This window comes from Atribacter sp., assembly GCF_035418125.1.
GTDB lineage: Bacteria > Atribacterota > Atribacteria > Atribacterales > Atribacteraceae > Atribacter > Atribacter allofermentans.
In genome coordinates this window covers 1-1,654 of the sequence record NZ_DAOLQM010000350.1, presented here as the reverse complement: position 1 = coordinate 1,654, position 1,654 = coordinate 1, and the positions used below count along the sequence as shown (strand labels likewise).

General features: G+C 39.7%; 2 protein-coding genes. One reads left to right on the top strand and one right to left on the bottom strand.

Translation table 11 applies throughout. From position 1 onward, the window contains the following. Window positions 1-497 (top strand): carbohydrate ABC transporter permease (locus PLK24_RS11305; protein WP_324479211.1); only part of this gene is annotated, 497 nt, incomplete at its 5' end. A gap of 9 nt (window positions 498-506) precedes the next feature. On the opposite strand, the gene rbsK is transcribed toward PLK24_RS11305, so the two are convergent. Beyond that, window positions 507-1,454 (bottom strand): ribokinase, encoded by a 948-nt coding sequence (gene rbsK / locus PLK24_RS11300; RefSeq protein WP_324479209.1) that lies wholly within the window; start codon window positions 1,452-1,454, stop codon window positions 507-509. Window positions 1,455-1,654 lie beyond the last annotated feature (200 nt).

Genomic DNA, 1,654 nt, shown 5'->3' with positions numbered 1-1,654 from the left:
TGTCTATTCGTATGATGCCCCCTGTTGCATCGATTCTCCCTCTTTTCCTTTTTTTTCGGACGCTGAGATGGCTTGATACCTATCAGGCTTTGATTCTAACTTACGCTCTCTTCAACGTTCCCTTTGCAGTATGGATGATGAAAGGTTTTTTCGAGGAATTACCTCATGAATTAGAAGAAGCGGCCTTGGTCGATGGTTGTGGAAGGTTGGGAGCTTTTGTTAAAATTGCCCTACCCTTAGTGACTCCAGGTTTAGTAGCGACTGCTCTCTTTTGCTTTATGTTCTCTTGGAATGAATTCATTTTTGCTTTAATTTTAGGTCGATCCAGAGTGACTCCAATTACGGTGAATATATCCGGGTTAATTGGAGGGCATGAAATACTCTGGGCGGAGATTTCTTCCGCTTCTATTATGGCGAGTATTCCGATTATAATTCTGGCAATAATGCTCCAGCGGTATTTGGTCCGTGGTCTTACCTTAGGAGCAGTAAAAGGATAATTAAAGATCTTAACCTTTCGATTGCTGGGAAAACCAATGTTCGAAGGTTTCCTTATTGGCAAATGATTTTTGGGTGCCTCTCTGAGTCGTCGATAAAGCTGCGTAACCACTGGCTTTATCGATTGATTCTTCCAACCCTTCTCCCTGGCTCAAGATATGGACCAAGGCACCAATAAAAGCATCACCAGCCCCAGTGGTGTCAATCGATGTAACCGGATAGGCTGGGAATGATCGATTTATTGTGTTATTAACCAACAAAGATCCCTTTTCTCCAAGGGTTACCAATACGTTTTGGACTCCCTTTTCTAAGAGAAAATGAGCACCTTTGAGGATTTCATCCCGGGAATTGGTATTTACTCCCGTTAAATTATGAAGTTCAGTTTCATTGGGAGCAAAAAGGTAAATCCCCTCCAGATATTTCCACTCCAAATTGCGGGCTGGGGCTGGATTGAGAATGACTTTTTTGCCAAGCTCAAGGGCTAAGTCCAGAGCGGCATAAACAGTTTCTAATTTAATTTCAAGTTGAAGAAGAAAAAAAGACACCTCAGATAGAACCGATTTCATCTGAAGAATGTCTTCCGGTTCGAGGAAGGAATTAGCTCCAGGAATGATAAAAATACTATTATAACCATTTTTATCGACAAATATTGGAGCTACTCCACTGGTTTTTCCGTTGACAGTTTTTATCCAGGTGGTATCTATCCCCTGTTTCTTAAAATTTTCTTTTACTAACGGCCCAAAAAGGTCATTACCAACTGCTGTTACTACTAATGGACTTCCACCCAGTTTAGCAATGGCAACTGCCTGATTTGCACCTTTTCCACCGAAACCAATTTCAAAATCTTTTCCAAAAATAGTTTCACCAATTTTAGGGAATGAGTCATCATAATAGGTAATCAAATCCATCATATTGCTACCAATCATAGCTACTTTAGATTGAGACCGGTGAGAATGCATATTTCCCTCCTTCATGATAAAAAATGATGAATTAAATATCTGTTTCCCATTTTATACCAAAAATCGAAGATTTTTACTATTTTCTTTTCGATTTAATTAGGACCTCTTTGTCTATCCTGAAAATACCGGAATGATTTTTTATAGGTAACTCATATTCAGCAACCAACCAGGATTTCATTCTGAGCTATCACCCTCATCCT

Coding starts and splice junctions, on each gene's coding strand:
- rbsK (WP_324479209.1), bottom strand. CDS start 1,454: ATGCATTCTCACCGGTCTCAATCTAAAGTAGCTATGATTGGTAGCAAT.